This is a genomic window from Streptomyces torulosus (assembly GCF_001419765.1).
GTDB classification, from domain to species: domain Bacteria; phylum Actinomycetota; class Actinomycetes; order Streptomycetales; family Streptomycetaceae; genus Streptomyces; species Streptomyces torulosus.
The window spans coordinates 1-18,063 of the sequence record NZ_LIRK01000455.1; the positions used below are offsets into that span (position 1 = coordinate 1).

The 18,063-nt window shown below is 69.3% G+C and carries 14 protein-coding genes and 3 pseudogenes; 8 read left to right on the forward strand and 9 right to left on the reverse strand.

What is annotated here, in order from left to right; genetic code table 11:
- Positions 1 to 248: 248 nt before the first annotated feature.
- Complete coding sequence (locus tag AOK23_RS29105) at positions 249 to 896, reverse strand: tetratricopeptide repeat protein (RefSeq protein ID WP_055715582.1); 648 nt, start codon at positions 894 to 896, stop codon at positions 249 to 251.
- A 197-nt stretch (positions 897 to 1,093) separates the two neighbouring features.
- On the opposite strand from AOK23_RS29105, the pseudogene AOK23_RS29110 reads away from it, so the two are divergent.
- Positions 1,094 to 1,288, forward strand: a pseudogene (locus AOK23_RS29110) (hypothetical protein); the annotation flags it as partial.
- Positions 1,289 to 1,626: 338 nt separating this feature from the next.
- On the opposite strand, the gene AOK23_RS29115 reads toward AOK23_RS29110, so the two are convergent.
- Together AOK23_RS29115 and AOK23_RS29120 are read right to left on the reverse strand one after the other, a co-directional pair.
- On the reverse strand, positions 1,627 to 2,397 hold the full coding sequence (locus AOK23_RS29115; RefSeq protein WP_055715584.1) for a DJ-1/PfpI family protein: 771 nt from the start codon (positions 2,395 to 2,397) through the stop codon (positions 1,627 to 1,629).
- Positions 2,394 to 3,425 (reverse strand): GlxA family transcriptional regulator, encoded by a 1,032-nt coding sequence (locus AOK23_RS29120; RefSeq protein WP_055715585.1) that lies wholly within the window; start codon positions 3,423 to 3,425, stop codon positions 2,394 to 2,396. Before AOK23_RS29120 ends, AOK23_RS29115 begins: the two co-directional genes overlap by 4 nt.
- 342 nt (positions 3,426 to 3,767) lie before the next feature.
- Between AOK23_RS29120 and AOK23_RS29125 the strand changes: the two are divergent.
- Positions 3,768 to 4,371 (forward strand): annotated as a pseudogene (locus AOK23_RS29125) (IS5/IS1182 family transposase); the annotation flags it as partial.
- 79 nt (positions 4,372 to 4,450) lie between these two features.
- On the opposite strand, the gene AOK23_RS29130 reads toward AOK23_RS29125, so the two are convergent.
- Positions 4,451 to 5,008, reverse strand: coding sequence for a TetR/AcrR family transcriptional regulator (locus tag AOK23_RS29130; protein ID WP_055715586.1), 558 nt, complete (start codon positions 5,006 to 5,008; stop codon positions 4,451 to 4,453).
- 73 nt (positions 5,009 to 5,081) lie between these two features.
- Here AOK23_RS29130 and AOK23_RS29135 point away from each other — a divergent pair, with 73 nt between their 5' ends.
- Complete coding sequence (locus AOK23_RS29135; protein ID WP_055715587.1) at positions 5,082 to 6,239, forward strand: FAD-dependent monooxygenase; 1,158 nt, start codon at positions 5,082 to 5,084, stop codon at positions 6,237 to 6,239.
- A gap of 222 nt (positions 6,240 to 6,461) precedes the next feature.
- Positions 6,462 to 6,832, forward strand: a pseudogene (locus tag AOK23_RS45715) (response regulator); the annotation flags it as partial.
- A 410-nt stretch (positions 6,833 to 7,242) separates the two neighbouring features.
- Here the strand turns inward: AOK23_RS45715 and AOK23_RS47145 are convergent.
- A protein-coding gene (locus AOK23_RS47145) for an IS5 family transposase (RefSeq protein ID WP_107102896.1) occupies positions 7,243 to 8,060 on the reverse strand; the annotation gives its coding sequence in 2 pieces (ribosomal slippage) (positions 7,243 to 7,715 and positions 7,715 to 8,060; 819 coding nt in all).
- A 453-nt stretch (positions 8,061 to 8,513) separates the two neighbouring features.
- Here AOK23_RS47145 and AOK23_RS29150 point away from each other — a divergent pair.
- The 3 genes from AOK23_RS29150 (at position 8,514) to AOK23_RS29160 (ending at position 13,716) form a co-directional block, all read left to right on the forward strand.
- Positions 8,514 to 8,861 carry a DUF1036 domain-containing protein gene (locus AOK23_RS29150; RefSeq protein ID WP_055715589.1) on the forward strand — a complete coding sequence of 116 codons (348 nt, stop codon included), beginning with the start codon at positions 8,514 to 8,516 and terminating at the stop codon, positions 8,859 to 8,861.
- 734 nt (positions 8,862 to 9,595) lie between these two features.
- Positions 9,596 to 11,593: a M28 family peptidase gene (locus AOK23_RS29155; protein ID WP_055715590.1), complete on the forward strand. Its 1,998-nt coding sequence runs from the start codon at positions 9,596 to 9,598 to the stop codon at positions 11,591 to 11,593.
- A gap of 107 nt (positions 11,594 to 11,700) precedes the next feature.
- Positions 11,701 to 13,716: a M36 family metallopeptidase gene (locus AOK23_RS29160; protein ID WP_055715591.1), complete on the forward strand. Its 2,016-nt coding sequence runs from the start codon at positions 11,701 to 11,703 to the stop codon at positions 13,714 to 13,716.
- A gap of 34 nt (positions 13,717 to 13,750) precedes the next feature.
- Here AOK23_RS29160 and AOK23_RS47150 read toward each other — a convergent pair whose 3' ends face one another.
- On the reverse strand, positions 13,751 to 13,972 hold the full coding sequence (locus AOK23_RS47150) for a hypothetical protein (RefSeq protein ID WP_055715592.1): 222 nt from the start codon (positions 13,970 to 13,972) through the stop codon (positions 13,751 to 13,753).
- 22 nt (positions 13,973 to 13,994) lie between these two features.
- On the opposite strand from AOK23_RS47150, the gene AOK23_RS29170 reads away from it, so the two are divergent.
- Entirely contained in the window at positions 13,995 to 14,516 is a 522-nt protein-coding gene (locus AOK23_RS29170) for an MMPL family transporter (protein WP_420823761.1), read from the forward strand.
- A gap of 390 nt (positions 14,517 to 14,906) precedes the next feature.
- Here the strand turns inward: AOK23_RS29170 and AOK23_RS29175 are convergent, their stop codons facing one another.
- The 3 genes from AOK23_RS29175 to AOK23_RS29185 form a co-directional block, all read right to left on the reverse strand.
- Entirely contained in the window at positions 14,907 to 15,950 is a 1,044-nt protein-coding gene (locus AOK23_RS29175; protein WP_055715594.1) for an ABC transporter permease, read from the reverse strand.
- Between the two features lie 2 nt (positions 15,951 to 15,952).
- Complete coding sequence (locus tag AOK23_RS29180; protein WP_055715595.1) at positions 15,953 to 17,563, reverse strand: sugar ABC transporter ATP-binding protein; 1,611 nt, start codon at positions 17,561 to 17,563, stop codon at positions 15,953 to 15,955.
- Positions 17,564 to 17,692: 129 nt separating this feature from the next.
- On the reverse strand, positions 17,693 to 18,063 hold a 371-nt coding region (locus AOK23_RS29185), incomplete at its 5' end, for a substrate-binding domain-containing protein (RefSeq protein ID WP_420823762.1).

Genomic DNA, 18,063 nt, shown 5'->3' on the forward strand with positions numbered 1-18,063 from the left:
AGCTATTAGATCCACCTGGCCGTCGAGCAGGGACAGAGCCAGCACCTTCCAAGTCAGAACCTACGGCCTGCCGTTTGGATCACGCCTGGGCCGCGGGGCTTGGCACGCGCATCTGCGGCGTTGTCGTCGGTTGCCAACGCTCCGCGTTGACGCCCTCCTCCGCCTTGCAGCTGCACGCACCAAGCCCCGCTCACCGGCAGCCGTCAAGGTGCCGTAGCCCGAAGCCGGCATGATCCAAACGACAGGCCCTAGGAGCGGATGAGCGTGCGGGCCTGCTCGATCCACCCCAACACGGCCTTGGCACCGCAGCTCTCGGCGACCGACTGCGCCACGTCGAGGTAGTGGGATGCCGCGGATGGGTCGCCGGTTTCGACCGCGAGGTAGGCCAGTGCCACCAGGCCGGCCGCTTCCCCGGGCCTGAAGCCGATCTCACGGCGCAGTGTCACCGATTCGGTCAACCGCTCTCGGGCCTCATCGAAGCGGCCTGCATCCTTGTCGGCGAAGCCGAGATGTCGAATCGCATAGGACATAGTCATCCGGTCATCGACGGATTTCGCCAGCGCGTACGACCGCTCGAAGTACGGCCTGCCGGCGACGCCGTCGCCCTTGACCACCTGGTGCCAGCAGCCGACCCAGAACAACGCGTCCGCCTCACCCGATGCATCTCCCAGACGCTCGTACAACTCGGCCGCGCGTTCAAACAGCACCAGTTCCTGGGTGTTCTCTTCGCGGTTGTTGAGGAAGCGGACGTGCAGTACCTTGCCCCGCGCCATGGCAAGCGGCGCTTCGACCGAGTCCAGCACCTCATCGGACCGGTCCAGCGCGGACGTGTCCCCGCGGAACATCGCCGCTTCGAACAGCTCTCCCGCACGTTCGATCCAGTCCTGCCCTTGCATACGCCTGCCCTTCCCCGTCGGATGATGACAGCCGAGGCTATCTCCGCGCTCCCGGCGGGACGCGGGAATTGTGGGACGGCGGCTCTCGAAGACTCCAGTCGCCCACGAGCCGGGAGCGGCAGCAGGCCGACCCTGCGCGTCAGCTCCTCTGAGAAGCCCTTGCCTGGGTGGTCGAGTCCAGGCCGTACGGCTTTCGCAAATGGCCCTACGCCGCCAACTACGGCGCTGTCGTGGCCGACAAGCACCAGATGTTCACCTTCGCCTCTCGCGGCCCTCGTGAGGACGGCGGTTTCACGTCGACCCTCGTAGCCCCCGGCGCCGCGGTCAGCACGATCCCGGCCTGGAGGCCCGGGTCGTCCGTCGCTGAGGCGGGCTGGAAGCTGCCGGCCGGGCGACGGATCTGTCACTGATCAGAAATACCCGCTCAGGACAAGCAACTCGCCAACCACGGCTTCCACTGGGCGACGACGTAGCCGCGTTGGCCGTCTTGCTCGGGTAGCGCAGTACGTTTTGCGCTACCCGAGCGACGTTCCGCCCGTTCGTCCGGGGTTCACCTCAGTCGCAGCTGGCCAGATGCAGTGCAGAGGAGGACCTGGACATGGTCGTGATGTGGGCGGTCCAGCGGCGGCATGCGCGGATGAGTAGCCGCCAGGCTGTTGCCGTGCCGCGAGGGGCTGCGCCGCGTGGTACCGCCCGTTCATCGGCTCAGGCGCACAAGCGCCCACGTCCCCTATATCTGTGACTCAGCGAGCAACTGCAATGCATGCTGTTTCAGTTGCTCGCTGGCGCCTGAGGCGTTGCCGGAAGCGAAGGGGGGCTGCGGGTCGTATTCGAGGGCGAGCTGGATCGCCTTGGCCGTGTCATCGTCCGCGATGAGGGACGCGAGGTGAAGGGCCATGTCCACTCCCGCCGATACCCCGGCCGCGGTGATGATCTTTCCTGAGCGCACGTAGCGCTGCGGCAGGTAGGTGACGTCGAAGGTGGACTGGAGGTAGGCGGCGGAGGCCCAGTAGGTGGTCGCCTCCCGGCCGTCGAGCAGGCCGGCCGCCGCGAGGACGATGCTGCCGGTGCAGACCGAGGTCGTCCACTGGGTGTGGCGATGCATCTCGCGGATCCAGCGCAGGAGCGCCTCATTGTTCATCGCCCCGAGGAGGCCGCGGTTGCCCGCGCCTGGCACCAGCAGGACGTCGAGACGGTCGACTTCGGCGATGGAGCGCTCGGCGACCACGGCGACGTCTCCCGTGTCCGTGCGGACGGCCCCTCGTTTCTCGGCGATCATGGTCACGGTGGCGTCCGGCAGCCGGCACAGGACCTCGGCCGGGCCGGTGGGGTCCAGCAGGCTGTAACCGTCGTACAGCAGGATGCCGATGTTCGGGCCCGCGCCGCCGCCGTGCGGGGCCGCGTACGCCGCTTCGGTCTGGGCGGCTGTAGCCGTGGCCGCGAGCGCGGCGGTGGCCACGGCTCCGCGCAGGACGTTTCTCCGTGTCGTGGAATGGCTCATGGGCAGGGAGTCTTCTGCCCTGGTGCGGCACGTGAGGGTGGCATGTCCGGCATCCTGCGAAGGATGTCCCCCGTGACCCCGTACTGGTTGAGGAACGCCTGCCGCAGCGTCTCCGCGGACCCGAACCCGCAGCGGCGGGCGATCGCCGCCATGGACAGTGCGCTGGATCGCACCAGGTGCGCCGCCGCTTCGGTGCGTGCCGCGCGTACGGCCCGCGCGGGAGTCGTACCGAGGTGCGCGGTGAAGAGGCGGGTCAGGTGCCGGGAGCTGATGCCCACCCGGGCTGCCAAGGCCGCAGGGCTGAGGTCTTCGGACAGGTGGCCGGAGATATGGCCCATCAGGTCCCTCACCAGCCGGTCTTCCGGCGGTGGCCCGGCCAGGAACATGGAGATCTGGGCCTGGTCGGCGGGCCGGTGCAGGTGGGTGACGAGTTCGCGGGCGACGGTCCGGGCGAGTGTCGGACCGTGGTCGTCTTCGATCAGGGCCAGTGTCAGGTCGAGGGCGCTGGTGACCCCGGCCGAGGTGTAGATGTTGCCGTCACGGATGTAGAGGGGGCCGGCGTCCACAGCCACGGTGGGGTGGCGCTCAGCGAGTTGGTCTCCCCATCCCCAGTGGGTCGTCACCCGTCTGTGGTCCAGCAGTCCGGCGGCGGCCAGTACATAGGCGCCGGTGCAGACGGAGGCAACCCGCCGGCTGTGTGCGGCCAGTCGGCGCACCTGCCCCAGTAATCGCCCGTCCGCCGCCGCGTCCTCGCAGCCGATGCCGCCCACGACCATCAGCGTGTCCAGACGCCCCACGACCGCCTCCAGGCTCTGCCCGGCTGCCAGCAGAATCCCGGCCGAGCTCCGGGCGGCCCGGCGGCCGAGAGTGCCCAACTCGACGGCGTAGGGCGGCTGTGCGCCGTACCGGTTGGCGATGTCCAAGGCGCTGCTGGGACAGGCGATGTCGAGGATCTGCGCGTTGTCGTAGGCGACGATGAGAACGCGCCGCTGGTCCCTGTGCTCGCTCTCAGCGTGATTGAAGCGCATACGTCGCACCATTTCTTTTCTCGTCAGGCTCCGTCCGGACACGCCCGCCGCTCAGCCGTCGTGCAAGGCTCGTGTAATCGGCTACCAACTCGTCCGGGGTTATGTGTTGACCGTCTCGACCCGGACGGCTCGGGCGCGGACCACGGAGGGCCGGGAGAAAGCGGTGACGGCGGGGGAGATTGTGGCCACAGCAGCGATGGTGGTGCCGGGAGTGAAGTGCTGGGCAACGCCGCCGGCGATCGCGGCTCCGATACTTTGCCACGTCATCCGACCGGCGGACTCAACTCCCTGGACCTGACCACGGGCCGGGTCGGGTGTCAACTCCAGAAGGGTCCGTCACTGCTGGCCTGCTTCCGCCGCCCGCTGGCCCGTTCCGCCCGCCCGGACCGCGTGTGCGAGGCCGTGCGCGAGGTCGTGAAGGCCACCGGTGTCCTGGGCGGCAAGCACCGCCGGGCGCTGGACTCCACCGTCCTGGACGACGCGGTCGCCGCCCAGGACACCGTCACCCAGATCATCGCCGCCGTCCGCGCGGTGATCCGCGAGGTCCCCGGCGCCGACGTGGTCGCCGCTGCCCAGTGCGGCGCGCACGAGTACACCGACCGGGCAAGCCCCGTATCGCCTGGAACGACGAGCAGGCCCGCGCCGAGCTGGTCGACGCACGGGTCACGGATGCCCCGCGACTGCTGGGCCACCTGCCCGACCAGCGACTCGGCGGTAAAAGGCCGCGAGCGCGGTGGGCATCCTGGCCCTGGTTGCCGGCCAGGACGTCGAGCCCGCCGAGGACTTCGACGGCCACGACGAACGCTGGCCCATCACCCCGGGCACCGCCCATGAGCGGATCGTGTCCACCCTCGACCTCGAAGCCCGCCACATCCACAAAACCCGCTCCCACCGGCAGGACGGATACAAGGCCCACCTGGCCGTCGAGCCCGAGACCGGCTTACTGATCGTTTCAGAATGAGCGTGTGGGTGGCGGAGACAGATGAGGCTGCAGGCCAGTTAGAGGGGGCTTGGACGCCCGGGTCCTAACGCAGGGCGGCGGCGACCAGGCCTTCGAGGGCCTCGCGCGGTACTTCGCCGCCGCTCACCAGCCGGTCGAAGACCAGTCCGTCGATGCAGGTCAGCAGGGTGTGACTGCGATTCTCGACGTCCGTCACGCCGTGCGCGGCGAGGAACAGCCGGACAGCATCGCGGCCGGCGTTCTCGCGGGGTACGAGGATCTCGCGCAGCTCACGGTCACGCACGCTCTCGACGGCGCAGGCGTAGCGAGCGAGCGAGCGGCGGCGGCCCTCGCCGGTGAGTCGCTGTCGGGTGAGCAGCACCATGCCGTCCACCAGTTCCTCGACGGTGCGAAGGGGTGGAAGCTCTTCGGCCATCGCTTGCAGTTCCGCCTGGTCGCGTTGGACCAGGCGTGTGACAAGTCCGGTGAGCAGCGCGGCCCGGGTGCGGAAGTAGGCCGACGTGGTGCCGGGCGGCATGGCCGCTTTGCGGTCGACTGCACGGTGGGTCAGGCCGCGGACGCCTTCGTCGGCAAGTACGTCGAGAGCCGCGTCCGCGAGGAGGGTACGCCGATCCGAAACCATGACTCCTTTCTACACCTGTAGAGCCTCATATAGAGTCACCCTTCTACAGGTGTAGAAGGGTGAGGGCTTCGGCATGGGCAACACGGCAGTGGTGGTCGGAGGGGGTATCGGCGGGCTGGCCGCCGCGATCGGACTGCGCCGCATCGGATGGGAAGTAACGGTCGTCGAGCGTGCCTCCATGCTTGAGGACGCGGGGGCGGGCATCTCACTGGCCGCCAACGGCCTGCGGGCACTGGATGCACTCGGCGTCGGCGACGCGGTACGGGATGCCTCGCGAGGCCAGTACAACGGCGGCACTCGCACACCACAGGGTGGTTGGCTGGCCCGGATGGACGGCTCGGCGCTGGAGAAGGCGGTGGGCACACCGATCATGGGCATCCCCCGCTCCACCTTGCACCGACTGCTTCGCGACTCCCTGCCCGCCGAGGCACTGCTGATCGGCTCCGAGGCGGACTCGGTCGAGCAGCCCGGCCCTGGGTCGGTTCGAGTCGGCTGCGGCGAGACCGTCCTGGACGCCGATCTGGTGGTGGCGGCCGACGGCATCGGCAGCAAAGTACGCAGCCATCTCTTCCCAGCCCACCCCGGTCCGGTCTACAGCGGCTCGACGGTGTTGCGCGCCATCACCGAGCAGGCGGTCGACCTGCGCACCGACTTCGAGCTGACCTGGGGGCACGGCGCCGAGTTCGGGCACATCGCCTTCCACGACGGGCGGGCCGAGTGGCACGCCGTCCTCAACCTCCCCGCCGGGACGCGGTTCGCCGACCCACTGGACGAACTGCGCAGACGATTCCATACCTGGCACGACCCGATCCCCGCCCTGCTCGACGCGACCCGGCCCGCCGCCGTGCTGCACCACGACGTCAACGAACTCCGCACACCGCTCCCCTCGTACACGGTCGGCCGGACCGCGCTGCTCGGCGACGCGGCACACGCGATGACCCCCAACCTCGGACAGGGCGCCTGCCAGGCGCTGGAGGACGCAGTCACCCTGGCCGCCGCGCTAGCCACCGAGGCCACCGTGAAGGCCGCGCTCGCTCGCTACGACGCCGAGCGCCGACCGCGCAGCCAGGCCGTCGCGAGGGCCGCGCGGCAGGCCGGGCGGATGGGCCAGCAGCTCTCCCACCCACTGGCCGTCGTCCTGCGGAACACGGCGATGCGGCTGACACCCTCCCGCGCCGCCACGCACATGATCCTTCGGCACCACGCCTGGGCCCCACCACAACTGAGCTGATCCGATTCGCGTCCCGCCAACTCACCACCAGACGCCTTCCGAGACAGAGTCGAGCTGCGGGTCTTGCCGTTGGCGGTCACGGTGGGCAGGGTCTCCGGGTGCGTGCTGATCTTGTTCCGGACGACCTGTGGGAGCGGGTGGCTCCGCTGTTGCCGTGTACTCCCGAGCGCGGTTACCGCTGTCCCGGGCGACTGCGTGTTCCCGACCGGGTGGGCCTCGCTGGCCTCCAAGCCGTTCGACCCGTGGGTGCTGCGCGCGAAGGTCTCCGTCTTCGTCGAGCTGTACGACAAGGGCCGGCAGTTGCAGGAGCAGGCGGCCCTGATGCTTCTCCAGTTGGAGAGCGGTGACGGCAAGTCCGCAGTGGGACAGGCCAAGAAGCCGACCGGGCTTCTCGCCGAACTCTCGGCGCGGCTCCAAGCGGTTGAGGAGACGGCCGAAGCGCTGTCCAAACGGCTCAACGACATGTCCGCAGCCCCGGGGCCAGTGGCGGCGGCAACCCACCTCGAACACAAACTGACGGGCCTGCGCCGGGCGCTGGACGCGTTGGAGCCAGGCGCGGGGGAGGGGCACCACCGGTGCCGTCACAGAACTGAACGGTTACGCGGACTGGCGGTCTGGGGGAGTGCTCCGGTGGAACGCCGTCGTCTGGGTATCAGTGGCGTCGGCGCGCTGACCTGGTGGTCGAGAGCGTCGGCTTCTTGTGCCAGGCGAGGAGGAGTTCGGCGAAGAAGTCTCCCAAGGAACTCTCCGCCGCCAGGTTTGCTCAGTTCCCATCCGCCGAAGCGGTAGATCTCGTATCCGGCAGCCGCAGCCGCCGGTCTTCGGCAACCATCTCCGCATACAGCCGCGGCAGGCAGTGTGGGTGACTCGATCCGGCGTCGTCGGCTGGGTGCGGGCGGCCGTGGTGCTGCACTCCGTCGACCCCGATGACGCTGCGATGGCCCGGGGCCAGCAGCAGGAAGTCCATGCCTGACCGACTGACTGAAAGCTCTAAGACCGTGTCCTATGTGGTGAGGCGGATGAGTCGCTTGTAGCAGCACAGGGCGGCTGCCAGGCCGAGAAAGGCCAGGTAGTTGCGGGGATTTCGCTCGTAGCGTGGGCTGAGCCTTCGGTAGCCGGACAGCCACGACATCGTGCGTTCGATCACCCATCTGCGGCGGCCGAGTCGTTCGCTGGACTCAATGCCTTTGCGGGCGATCCGGACTCCGATGCGCTTGCCGCGTAACCATTTCCGCAGGTCCGGGCGGTCGTAAGCCTTGTCCGCATGTAGGCGCTCAGGCTTGAAGTAGCGGCCGCGGTGGGGGTCGTGTCTCGTTTGGTGACCCGCCACCATGGGCTTCAGCCCTTCGCTGTCGTGGGTGTTGCCGGCGGAGACGCCGACGAGAAGGGGCAGTCCGTTCGCGTCCGACAGGATGTGCATCTTGGAACCCGGCTTGCCTCGGTCCACGGGGCTCGGACCTGTGTGTTGGCCCCCTATTTCGCCCTGACGTGGGCGGTGTCGAGGACGACGCGGGTGACGTCGATCAGGCCGGCGTCGTCGAGCCGGTGCAGCACGGCCTCGTGCAAGCGGCCCCAGACACCGGCTCTGGACCAGATCAGGAACCGGCGGTGCGCGGTCGACTTCGATATGCCGAAGCAGGGTGGCAGAGCCCGCCAGGCGCAACCACTGACCAGCACGTAGATGATCGCCGCGAACAACGTCTCATCAGCCGTGTCCTGCGTCCCGCCGCCCTGCGGCCGCACCTTCGACGGCGGGATCAGCGGCTTCGCGATCTCCCACAGCCCGTCCGGAACAATCCAACTCCATGTACCCCGCCCCATACCGAGGGCAACGAGGCCTCACCACATAGGACACGGTCTAAAGACGTGGTCTCATTTGGTGAGTCTGCGGTAGCAGATGAGGCTGCAGGCGATGGCACCGGAGGCCATCAAGACAATGCGGGCGGCGGCAGGCCGATTAGCCTGACCGGGCCCTGTGCCGATGCCCCGTACGAGGCACCTCCCCATCCACCCCGGTAGCCCGCGCCTTCTCCCGGGAACCTCTCTGCCGCACCCGGCTGACGGAGAGAGGAGTTCCCATGTCGCAGGAGGCTGCCGAGGCGGTCGATCCGAAAACCGATGCGGACGAAGAGGCACTGGAGCGGGCCGTCGCAGCGGGCCGGTCCGGCGCTCCCCCCGGCGGGACGGACAATGCGAGCCCGCAAAACGCTCTGACCCGGCCCGACGGAAGCCCGGCTGCCCGCAGGCAGCCGAGCGGGGAGTAGGAGGGGCGCCGTGGCGCTGAGGTTCAAGAACAACTACGAGCGCGAAATCTGGGCGATGGTCGAGCGATACCAGCCCAACTGCTCTGCCAGCAGCAACTGGCGAAAGGAGGGCTGGTGGAGGATCGGCCCCGGGGAGACCGCCGTCGTCTACGGCGGTGACGCAAAAGCCGTCAACCCGATCTGGTACTGCTACGCCTACGCGGGCGACGGCACCGAGTGGCGGGACAAATTCCAGGAGACGGTCCCGCACAGTGCCTTCGAGTGGTGTTCGAACGTCTCGGACGGGAACTCGCGGACGATCCTCATGCGCGAGTTCACCGTGACCGCCCCGAACTTCACGTTCAACTTCAACCCGTAGCCGGCAGACTAGGGCGACCGACCGACCGACCGACCGATCCGGGCCGTCCGCCCGCCTCAGGCGGGGCGGGCGGACGGTCTAGTACCGCGACGGTGCTTGCCGTGACTGCTGGCCAGGTCAGGGGCTGTGTCCGCGTCGTTTGTAGTGGCTGGTGCGGGTTTGGTGCTGACGTCGTCGGCGCCAGTGTGCCCGGTGCAGGATGTCCTCATGGGTCGGGGGTTGGCTCACGCGCACCAGCGTACTGAGGTCGCTGACGCTCCGTGCCTCCTTCAACTGTCCCAAGTTGAACGGCATTCGCCTACATCCCGGGATGCGAGCACGCAACCGAAGGCGGATGATGGAGTGGTCGGGAGCCTGGGGCCCACCCGGAGTGGAGTGTGTGGCAGTGGCCGGCCGGCGCGGGACCCTTGGGGAGGGCCGCGCGCAGCGTGCCGATATTGCCGGCCGGGTGGTCGGGATCGACAGCGGTCTTCTGGCTGACCAGCAGGTGGGCGGGGTTGGGGAAGAGCACTCGTTCGCGGCGACGACTGGCCCCGCGCGACGACCGGTGCCGCAGTTGCCGGCCCTACCGCCTCATCGACGCGCTGCTCGCGCATGACTTCCACCCAGGTGCCCCCCTCGCTCGCGACCGGCTCCGGCCAGGATGGTGAGGGTTGACTCGATCCGCACCAGATCCGCGGCCGGGACGTTCACTCAGTCACGTGCTGATTCCCGGTTCACTCGGAGGCATCGAAATGCCCGTTCTCTTCTTCGACATAGGAGCGACCCTGGCGGATGCACGGGAGGAGGCGGACGGCTCGCTGACGTTGGTGCCCCGACCCCGCGTCCTCGCCGTGCTCGACGCCTTCCTCGACGTACGCAAGGGCGTCATCTCCAACCCGGGTTCGAGTGAAGGCGCCGCGGAACGGGCCGCGACGGCTCTGCGGGAGGCGTTTCCCGGCCGGTTCACGGACGACGCGCTCATCCATTGGGGCCCCAAGAACACCTGGGAGATCTTCGAGGAGGCGGTCGCCGGCACGGCGGGCGAGGGGATCCCGGCCTCCGCGGCCGGCGAGTGCGTCTTCGTGGGCGAGGACCACCAGGAGCGCGCGTTCGCCCGACAAGCCGGGCTGCGTACGGCGGCCCACCCCGTGTTCACCGCCGCCGCCCTGGAGAACCGTCCTGTCCTCTGGGCGCGGATCGGGCTCCCCGAGGACCGGGGCCTGCCCGCACTGGAGACGGTCGCGAACCGGACCGAGGTCGTTCCCGTGCATATTGCCTCCGTGCGGCTCGTGCTGGCCATGGCGAGCATGCGCGGTGCCGAGGCGCTCGAACAGGCCGGGTTCACGGTCGACCTGCGAGGGCCGGTGGAGGACACGGCGGCCTTCCTGATCCGCGACGACCGCCCCCTCACCCTCGCCCAGGGCTTCGCGGACGCCCCGGAAAGGACGACGACACGCGCCACGTCCGCTTTCGGCGCCCTAGCCGGCGAACTCGCCGGCGTCGCGGCCCCGCCGCTCCTCCCGCTGGGCCCCGCGCCTGGCGGCGTGTACGTCGCCGCACCCGCCGGCGCCCCGATCGAGGACGTCCACCTTCCGGGCGCGAAGCCCGGTCACACCGAGCGACTGCTTCCGGACCCCGCGCTCCTCTCGCGCCCCGGCGAGGCATGGGCCCAAGGACTCGCCGCAGGCCCTGCGGAAGGCATGGCAGGCGCTACGGAAGTTTCGGCGGAGCCGGGACCACGGGCGTCGGCGGCCGGTGACGGCCGCCCCTCCGCGGAGACCATCGCCGCGGTACGGGCGGCCGTCACCCCCGAGGTACTGCGCGGCCATGTGGCGCGCCTCTCCGGTGTCGAACCGCTCGGAGACGGCGAGGGGATGCTGGTGCGTAGCCGTGACGTGTCCGCCGCGGACAACCCCCGAGTCGTCGAGACGCTCGCGGACCGCTTCCAGAATCTCGGCCTGGATGTACGACTGCACCGGTTCCGGTGGCGTGGACGCCGGTTGTCCAACGTGGAGGCCGAGCACCGTGTGGCCGGTGCGGACTCCACGGTTCTCATCACCGCGCATCTGGACTCCACTGCCTCGAGCGGTGAATTCGTCGACGAGAACGGCGACCCGCGCCCCTACGACCCCACCGTGGACCCCGCACCGGGCGCCGACGACGACGGCAGCGGAACCGCCGCCGTCATGGCTGCGGCCGAGTGCCTGCACCACGTGCTGGCGGCGGGCAGGACGCCGACTCGGAGCGTGCGCTTCGTGCTCTTCAACGCCGAGGAACAGGGCCTGGTCGGCAGCAAGTTCTACGCGCGGGCCGCCGCCGCGGCCGACGACCGTATCGCCGGTGTCTTCCAGATGGACATGATCGCGGGGCGTCAGCAGGGCAGTACACCCACCGTCGAGATCCACGCCGGTTCCTCGGTGCCGGGTCCGGTCGCCGGCGCATCCGACATGCTGGGCGCTCTCGTCGCGGACACCGTCCCCGCCATCGACCCCGCGGTGACGGTCCAACAGCTCACGGGCCCCTCCGATCCGGCGATCGGACGGAGCGACCACGCCAGCTTCCACGAGCGGGGGTGGGGGGCCATCGCCGTCTCCGAGGACATCTTCGCTCCGGACGGCGGGCCCGGCACGGGCACCCGGCAGTATCACACACCGGGAGACACCCTCCTCGACCAGGATCACAGCCCGGAGTTCGCGGCCACGGTCGCCCGCTCCGTCACGGCGACCGCCCTCACCCTCGCGGGCCTGTAACTCACTAGAGCGCCGAAGAGCTCACAAGGGAGCCAAAAGCGCACCAGACGCTGAAGAGCACAGAAGACAGCCGACGCCGGGCGCCACGCCCGTGGCAGGAGCACGTCATGACACAGCTGATCGACAAGCGAGATCTGCAGTACGACCGGCTCGCTCGGGTCCGGGGCGCCGAGGCGTTCCTCGCCGAGACCGATCGTGTAGCGGAGTCGGTGCACCATACCCTCATCGCCGACGACAGCAAGGTGAACCGCTTCACCGGGCACCTGACCGAGCTACGGGTGGAGGGCGCACCGGCCGGCCTCCCCGAACGGGCGGGGGCTGAGGCCGCCGACGGCGACTACATCGTCCGCGCCAAGGAGTACCTTTCCTCGGTCTCGCGGGCGATCGGCTTCGCCGCCGGAGAGCCCGCAGAGTTCGAGGCCGATCCGAAGGTGACGTCCACGAGCGGCGGCATGCGCGTGGTCAGCCTTCAGCAGACACTCAACGGCATCGACGTGTGGGGCATGGCTCCCAAGGTGTGGCTGAGCGAGGACGGCACGGTGGACAGGGTCGTCGGCGACACGGCGAGCGTGCCGGGCAACGTGCCCACGATGCCCGCGGTGCCGGTCGAGACGGCTCTGGCCGCCGGCGCCGCGAAGGCCGCCGAACCGGTCACGATCGACGGCCTCTTCGGCACCGACGAACTGCCGGCTCTGGACGTCTCGGAAGGCTTCCGCCGGCTGAGTTCCCAGGCACGGAACGACCAGCCGATGACGTTCGGCAAAGGCGCCTTCGACGAGGTGATTCCTGCGCGGCTTGTGTACTTCTACATGGGCGACGACGTCCGTCTCACCTGGTCGTTCAGGTTCTCTCGCGCGAACGGTGCCGTGCAGTACCACGCGCTCGTGGAGGCCGACGAGAAGACGGCGGACGCGGCGGCACCCCAGGTTCTCTACCTCCAGGACCTGACCAATCACGTCGTCGGAGGACTGGTGGTCCGGCAGAACCCGGCCAAGACGGAGCCCGCCCTGGCCTCCTTCCCGCTGCCGCTGACCGACTATCCGGTCGAACGCCCGGCAACGCCGTTGCCCGGGTTCCCCGGGCCCTGGGTCACGCAGCAGAACGGGCACGTGGCGACCGTCGGGAACAACGTGCAAGCCGTCCACGCGGACACCGGCAAAACCTTCCGGGTCGATGTCGACGCGGCGGGCAACGCGCTGTTCGCCCCGAACGCCGGCACGCCTGAACAACTCGTCACGAACATCTTCTTCCTGTGCAACGAACTGCACGACCTCCTCATGATGCTCGGCTTCACGGAGGAGCACGGCAACTTCCAGACCGCCAATTTCTCGGGACTCGGCGTGGGAGCCGACCCCGTCGTGGCCCGCGCCCATCCTGGGCCGGTCTTCGGCACAGCCAATATGCTCACGCGCGCCGACGGTTTGGCAGCGGAGATGAACATGGGTCTGGTCGCCGGAACCAATAGGCACACGGCCATGGACGCGGCAGTCGTACGCCACGAGTACGCGCACGGTCTGACCAACCGGCTGGTCGGCGGCCTGCACGATGCAAACGGTCTACGCGAGGACCAGTCCCGGGCGATGGGGGAGGGCTGGTCGGACTACTTCGCACTCACCATCCCCAACTTCTTCCGGGAGCGGGAGCACACCGTCGTCGGAGACTGGGTCGTCGACGACCCGGGCGGCATCCGCCAGCGGCCGTACGACGACAACTACCCCGGTGACTTCGGGGACATCGGGCACGCCACGGGCGGGCTCGACTACACGAGGATCCACAACGTCGGCGAGATCTGGTGCGCCGCGCTCATGGAGATGACCCGCCGGATCAGCGCGGAACTCGGCAGCAGGGAGCGCGGCTACCGGGTCGCCTGGCAGGCCGTCGTCGACGGGCTGAAACTCACCCCGAAGAACCCGTCGTTCCTCACCGCGCGTGGCGCGTTCCTGCGGGGCCTGAAGGACCTCAAAGGCAGGGCGTTCACCGAGGCCGAGTACCCCGAGGTCCGCAAGGCGGCCTGGGGATCCTTCGCCCGCTACGGCATGGGCTTCGACGCCTTCTGCCCCAACGCGTCCTTCATCGGCTGCCGGGCTGGTATCCAGCTGCCCCCGGCCGGACATGAGGACTGAGTCGGGCGGCCGTACAACGAGGACCCGAGGCGCTTCAGCTGGCCCGCTCCACCATGTAGTACGGCAGGTCGAGCAGGAATTGGCTTGTCCTCGGAGTCGGGGCGGAGCTGTCGTCGAACTCCTTGAGCGCCTCCCAGTGGGCCTCGTCGGCGAGGGTCCTCGTCCTCGCCCGTACGGTCTCGACGCAGCCCGACGTGAGCAGCTCGTCGCGCACCCACTGGACGGCCCTTGACCCCAAGTCCTGGGCACGGGACATGCGGCTGGCGCCAGCGTAGTTGATGTTGTTTCGGACGCTGTCTCGTGAGCGATCGGGCTGCGATGTCCGGTCGGGTGTTGTAGCGGTGCAGCCAGCGGAAGGCGTCGAGGCGGGCTTCGCGCTCGCTGGAGCTGTGCTTGCGATCCTGGAGCGTCTCGCGTGTGAACGTTGCGTTGAAGGACCGGGGACGCGGGAGGAGTGGGTCCATACTGGCAGGGCGCGCGGGTCCGTGATCGACGGTGCGGGGTACAGCGTGCAAGTCGTCACCGCGGTGGCCCTGATCATGTTCACCGTCTTCGCCGGGTTCTTTCCCCTCGACGATGCTCTGATCAAGCCCATCGCCTTCGCGCTGGCCGTCGGCGTGGCCATCGATGCCTGCGCCGTCCGCATGACCCTCGTACCGGCAGTCCTTGCCCTCGCCGGACGACACGCCTGGTGGCTCCCTGCTTGGCTGGGCCGTGTCCTGCCCGATCTCGACGTCGAGGGCACGAGTCTCCGGGAGGCCCCCGAGGTGGAGCCCAAGGAGCCTGAGCGAGTCTGCTGACTGGCGCCCATCTGTCGGCATCTGCCCCATCAGGCCCCGGCTGGGTGGCACAGCTTCCAGCCGGGGCCTCGGTCTGTTCCTGGCCTGTGGTCGAATGCCGAATACGCCGCCGGCCGCTACGACCCCTACGCGAGCGTCCGGTGGGCGGGGCAGAAGTGCCAGGGGAGTGGGACGTAGGCCGCTGCGACACCACGGCCCAGCATCTGCCCCCGAGCGCTTGCGCCAGAACATGCGCATCCGGAAAGCGAAGGCGCCGGTGCGACCGGATTGATCTTGTCGATCGCCTCGTCCGTCAGTGCCACGAGGGTGCCTCTCTGGGTGGGGGATGTGCCGAGCCGGGGGCTCCGCCGGGCCTGGCTCGGGGCCGGCGGAACCGCTCGCGGGACGTGGCTACTCCTGCTTCTCGCCGGAGGCGAAGCGGGAGATGATCAGGGCGACGATGATGATGGCGCCGTTGAGGAACTGGTTCCACAGGGGTGGCACGCCCGCGAGTGTCATGACGTTGACGACGAGTTGCAGGGTGAGGACACCGGTGAGGGCGCCGAAGATGGAGCCCTTGCCGCCGTTGAGGCTGACGCCGCCGATGACGGTCGCGGCGAACACCTGGAAGATCCAGCCGCTGCCCTGGGTGGCGGAGATGGAGCCGTAGTGGCCGCTGTAGAGGATTCCGGCGAACGCGGCGAGCACGCTGCCGAGGATGAGTACCGCCCATACGATGCGGTCGACGCGGATGCCGGCGGTGCGGGCGGCCTCCGGGTTGCCGCCGATGGCGTAGAGGGCGCGGCCGTGCCGTAGCCAGGCCAGCGCGCTGCCGCCGAGGGCGAAGAGCACCACGCAGATCCAGATCGCGGCGGGGACGCCCAGCCAGGAGGCCTTGCCGAGGTAGCTGAAGGAGGAGGGCAGTTCGACGATGGACTGGCCTTCGGAGAGGGCGACCTGGAGTCCGCGCAGCATGGTGAGCATGCCGAGGGTGACGATGAACCCGTTGAGGCGGAGCTTCAGGATGAGGAAGCCGTTGACGGCCCCGATCACCACGCCCACCAGCAGGCAGAGCGGGACGGCCGTCCATTCCGGGAGCAGTCCGAGCCCCGTGAACCGGGCGCCGCTGGTCGGCAGGACCAGCCAGACGGCGATGACGGGCGCGACGCCGATGGTGGACTCCAGGGACAGGTCCATCCGTCCGGAGATGAGGATCAGCGCGGTGGCCAGGACCAGCAGGCTGAGTTCGGTGGACTGCTGGGCCACACCGATGAGGTTGTCGGCGGTCAGGAAGGCCGGCGAGACGATGAACCCGATCAGGCCCAGGACGAGGATCGCCGGGACCAGGGACAGCTCACGGAAGCGACCGAGGTCGAACCCGCGGCGGGTGGCGTCCGCGGCGGTCGGCTCAGCCGTGCTCACTGCGGGCTCGGTGAGTTCTGTGGTGGCGGGCATGACTACCTTCCGTGCTCGTATGCGCCGGTTGAGGCGGGTACGGCGGATGCGGGAGACGCGGTGGCGGGGGCCGTGTCGCCGGTGACGCCCTCGATGGCGGCGACGAGGTGTTCGTCCTTCCAACCGCGGTCGAACTCGGCGACCACGCGCCCGTGGAACATGACGACGACCCGGTCACAGACCTTCAGGTCGTCCAGTTCGTCGGAGACGATCAGCGCGGCCCTGCCGCCGTCCGCGACGTCGCGGATCCGATCCAGGAGGAACTCCTTGGACTTGACGTCCACCCCGTTGGTGGGGCGGATGGCCACCAGCACATGGGGATCGGTGGCCAGGGCCCGGGCGACGACGACCTTCTGCTGGTTGCCGCCCGAGAGGGCGGACACCGGGGTGCCGGCTCCCGGGGTCTTGATGTCGAGATCCCTGATCATGCGTCCGGCGAACGCCTTGGTGCGGGCGGGCAGCACCAGGCCGAACGGACCGAGCTGATCGGTGACGGTGAGCGTCGCGTTCTCCGCCACGCTGCGGTTGTTGACCAGGCCCTGGAGGTGGCGGTCCTCGGGGACCAGACCGACTCCGACGCTGAGCGCGGAGGGCACGCTGCCGGTGCGCACGGTCCTGCCGCCGACGGTGATCCGGCCGTCCTTGGCCCGGTGCAGACCGGCGATCGTCTCGCCCACCTGCACATTGCCGCTGGCGGTGGCTCCGGCGAGCCCGACGACCTCGCCGGAGCGGACCGAGAGGGAGATGTCCTCGCAGACGCCGGGCAGTGTCAGGCCGTCGATCGCCAGCAGTTCCGGGGCGTCTTCCCGCGCGAGGGCAGACCGGCCGGCGGTGGCGACCGTGGAGGCCGACTCGCCGGTCATGGCCTCCACCAGCGCCCGGTGGCCGAGGTCGGCGACGGGCGCGGTGAGGATGTGGGCCGCGTCGCGGTAGACGGTGACGGTGGTGCAGAGGTCGTACACCTCCTGCAAGTGATGGGAGATGAAGAGGAAGGCGACGCCCTGCCGTTGGAGGTCGCGGAGCTTGTCGAAGAGGCGGTTGATGCCGCGGGCGTCGAGCTTCGCGGTCGGCTCGTCCAGGATGATGAAGCGCGCGCCGAACGACAGGGCCCGGGCTATCTCGACGAACTGCCGCTGTTCGACCGTGAGGTCCTCGGCCCGCGCGGTCGGGTCGACGGCCACGCCGTACTCGCCGAGCAACTCCTCGGCCCGCCGACGCAGTTGCTTCCAGCGGATGGGCTGCACCACCCCGGCGCTCTGCCGGTTCAGGAAGAGGTTCTCGGCGACGGTCAGGTCGCCGATGATGGTGGAGCGCTGGTAGACGCAGGCGACCTTGGAGCGCCAGGCGTCGATGTCGCCGAAGGAGGGCGCCGCCTCACCGGAGAAGCTCAGGGTTCCGGTGTCGGGTTGCTGGAGGCCGGTGAGGATGGACACGAGCGTCGACTTGCCGGCGCCGTTGCGGCCGACCAGGGCGTGCGCCTCGCCGGGGGCGACGGTGATACGGGCGTCGCGCAGCGCGACGGTGGCGCCGAACCGTTTGCTGATGCCGGTCGCCTCGGCCACAGGGGCCGGAGCGCCGGGGCCGGTCGCCGGGGCGGTCGCGGTGTCCGCCATGGTGGATACCGTCCTTCGTGTACGGAGGCTGGAGCCGTGGGGCGCGGGCGGGTACCCGCGCCGGCGGGGCGGGCGTCGGGGGACGGTAGCTGTGCGTCCCCCGACGCGGCGGGCAGGATGTGCGGGTCGTCAGCCGACGCTGTTGCCCCACAGGGTCTTGTCGTCCACGTTGTCCTTGGTCACCAGCGGCGCGGGCAGCTGGTCCTCCAGCCCGTTCGGCAGCTTGATGATGGTGGAGTCGTGGTCGGTCGGGCCCGGCTTGAAGGTCTTCCCTTCGGCGGCGGCCTTGGCGTAGTACAGCGCGTACTTGGCGTAGAGGTCGGCGGGCTGGGAGACGGTGGCGTCGATCTGGCCCTTGCGGATGGCGTCGAACTCCTGCGGGATGCCGTCGTTGGAGACGATCGAGATGTGGCCCTTCTGGCCGGCCGGCTTCAGCAGGCCCTTCTGCTCCAGCAGGGCCAGCGTCGGCTGGAGGAAGACACCGCCGGCCTGCATGTAGA

What these genes read in the sequence shown, in the direction of transcription:
- AOK23_RS29105 (WP_055715582.1), bottom strand. Translation starts at nt 896, where the DNA reads ATGCAAGGGCAGGACTGGATCGAACGTGCGGGAGAGCTGTTCGAAGCG.
- AOK23_RS29115 (WP_055715584.1), bottom strand. Translation starts at nt 2,397, where the DNA reads ATGAGCCATTCCACGACACGGAGAAACGTCCTGCGCGGAGCCGTGGCC.
- AOK23_RS29120 (WP_055715585.1), bottom strand. Translation starts at nt 3,425, where the DNA reads ATGCGCTTCAATCACGCTGAGAGCGAGCACAGGGACCAGCGGCGCGTT.
- AOK23_RS29130 (WP_055715586.1), bottom strand. Translation starts at nt 5,008, where the DNA reads ATGGTTTCGGATCGGCGTACCCTCCTCGCGGACGCGGCTCTCGACGTA.
- AOK23_RS29135 (WP_055715587.1), top strand. Translation starts at nt 5,082, where the DNA reads ATGGGCAACACGGCAGTGGTGGTCGGAGGGGGTATCGGCGGGCTGGCC.
- AOK23_RS29155 (WP_055715590.1), top strand. Translation starts at nt 9,596, where the DNA reads ATGCCCGTTCTCTTCTTCGACATAGGAGCGACCCTGGCGGATGCACGG.
- AOK23_RS29160 (WP_055715591.1), top strand. Translation starts at nt 11,701, where the DNA reads ATGACACAGCTGATCGACAAGCGAGATCTGCAGTACGACCGGCTCGCT.
- AOK23_RS47150 (WP_055715592.1), bottom strand. Translation starts at nt 13,972, where the DNA reads ATGTCCCGTGCCCAGGACTTGGGGTCAAGGGCCGTCCAGTGGGTGCGC.
- AOK23_RS29170 (WP_420823761.1), top strand. Translation starts at nt 13,995, where the DNA reads ATGTTGTTTCGGACGCTGTCTCGTGAGCGATCGGGCTGCGATGTCCGG.
- AOK23_RS29175 (WP_055715594.1), bottom strand. Translation starts at nt 15,950, where the DNA reads ATGCCCGCCACCACAGAACTCACCGAGCCCGCAGTGAGCACGGCTGAG.
- AOK23_RS29180 (WP_055715595.1), bottom strand. Translation starts at nt 17,563, where the DNA reads ATGGCGGACACCGCGACCGCCCCGGCGACCGGCCCCGGCGCTCCGGCC.